Source organism: Ideonella azotifigens (assembly GCF_006519715.1).
GTDB classification, from domain to species: Bacteria; Pseudomonadota; Gammaproteobacteria; order Burkholderiales; family Burkholderiaceae_C; genus Ideonella; species Ideonella azotifigens.
This window is the reverse complement of record NZ_VIDT01000916.1, coordinates 1-1812: the sequence shown is the minus strand read 5'-3', so window position 1 is coordinate 1812 and position 1812 is coordinate 1. Positions and strand designations below refer to the sequence as shown.

At 69.1% G+C, this 1812-nt stretch carries 3 protein-coding genes; 2 read left to right on the top strand and 1 reads right to left on the bottom strand.

Annotated features, from left to right (window positions below; all coding sequences use genetic code 11):
* Positions 1–48: 48 nt before the first annotated feature.
* Positions 49–408, bottom strand: coding sequence for a hypothetical protein (locus FKP22_RS29200; protein WP_141291667.1), 360 nt, complete (start codon positions 406–408; stop codon positions 49–51).
* A 143-nt stretch (positions 409–551) separates the two neighbouring features.
* Between FKP22_RS29200 and FKP22_RS29195 the strand changes: the two genes are divergently transcribed.
* Together FKP22_RS29195 and FKP22_RS29190 are read left to right on the top strand one after the other, a co-directional pair.
* On the top strand, positions 552–980 hold the full coding sequence (locus tag FKP22_RS29195; RefSeq protein WP_141291665.1) for a ribbon-helix-helix domain-containing protein: 429 nt from the start codon (positions 552–554) through the stop codon (positions 978–980).
* A 43-nt stretch (positions 981–1023) separates the two neighbouring features.
* The coding region (locus FKP22_RS29190; protein ID WP_141291664.1) for an extracellular catalytic domain type 1 short-chain-length polyhydroxyalkanoate depolymerase at positions 1024–1812 on the top strand (789 nt) is incomplete at its 3' end.

Genomic DNA, 1812 nt, shown 5'->3' with positions numbered 1-1812 from the left:
AGTCCATGGCGAGAGACTACCTCGCCGGGCGCGCGGCCCCCCGGTCGATCAGCGCGCCCGCTTGCTGCGTTCGCTGGTGGCGTCGATCACGTTGTCGCCGGCCTCCTGCACGCGCCGGCTCATCTCGGCCTGGCCCTGGGCCATCGCGCTCATCGCGTTCTGGCCCAGCTCGGCAAAGAACTCGGTGTAGTTCTTCATCAGGCCCTGGCCGAGCTGCGCAAAGGCATTGGACTGCATCAGGCTGCCGGAGGACTTCTGCCATTGCTGCAGCAGGTCCTGCGTGTTGACCTGGGACAGCGAGCTGACCTCGGGCGAGGTCGAAAACTGGGTCAGCAGCGCCATGTTGGCCTGGGTCAGCTTGACCAGCGGCTGGATGGCGGATTGCATGGCTTGGGTGGGATCTGACATGGCGGCTCCTTGGCGAGGCAAAACGGCATTGAGCCGCGGTCGGCGCGGGCTGTCTGTGCGCTGGGCAACGTCTGCCGGCCAATGCCATGATGGTGATCCGGTGATGCGAATACCATCCAAGTGGATGGTCGTATGATGCAACCATGCCCAGACGAACTGCCCATGCCGCACCGGCCCTCACACCCACGGACGAGAAGATCACGCTGAACCTGGGCTATGTGGACCTGGGCCAGATCGACCTGCTGGTGCAGGAAGGCTTCTACGCCAACCGCAGCGACTTCATCCGCACCGCCATTCGCCAGCACCTGGGCAGCCACGCCGAGGCGGTGCGCCAGGTGGTGTTGCGCAAGACGCTGGTGCTGGGCATCCAGCACTACAGCGCGGCCGACCTGCAGGCGGTGCAGGCGGCGGGCCAGCAGCTGCAGATCCGTGTGCTGGGACTGGCCTCGCTGGCGGCCGACGTGACGCCCGAGCTGGCGCTGGCGACCATCGAATCCCTCACCGTGCTGGGCGCGCTGCGCGCCAGCAGCGAAGTCAAACACGCGCTGGCCGGGCGCATCCGCTACAGCTGACGCCCATGCCTTCCTCCTCCCCGATCCTCCCCCGAAAGCCCCCATGCCCCTGCCTTTCCAGAACACGCTGGCGCAAGCCACACGGCTGACCCGCTCAGGCCAGCTGCAGGCGGCCACCGAGCTGCTGCGCAACGCCATGGGCCCAATGGGCCAGCCCTGGCGCTCGCCCTCTTCATCGGCAGCCACGCCCACCGCCGCGCCGCCGGACGTGATCGACGTGCAGGCCACCGAGCTGCCGCGCGAACCTGCCGCAGCACGGGCCGAAGCCAGCACCGCACGACCGACCGCCGGCGGCATCGCAGGCTTTCTCTCCGGCACGCACGAATGCGCAGCCGGCCAGCGGGACTACAAGCTGTTCGTGCCACCCGGCGCTGGCGAAGGGCCAATGCCGCTGGTCGTGATGCTGCACGGCTGCACCCAGAACCCGGACGACTTCGCCGCCGGCACCGCCATGAACGCGGCGGCGCTGGCGCAGGGCTTCGCGGTGCTGTACCCGGCGCAGTCCACCCAGGCCAACCCGCAGCGCTGCTGGAGCTGGTTCAAGCACAACCACCAGCAGCGCGGCCGCGGCGAGCCGGCGCTGCTGGCCAGCATGACGCAGCAGCTCATTGCCGAACACGGCATCGATGCGAGCCGGGTCTACGTGGCCGGGCTGTCGGCCGGCGGCGCGATGGCGGCCATCCTCGGCGCGCTTTATCCCGAGCTGTTTGCTGCGGTGGGTGTGCATTCCGGACTGGCACCGGGTGCCGCGGCCGACCTGCCCTCCGCACTGGCGGCGATGAAGGGCCAGGGTGGTGCCAGCCGCGCAGCGCCCATCGCCGTGCCCACCATC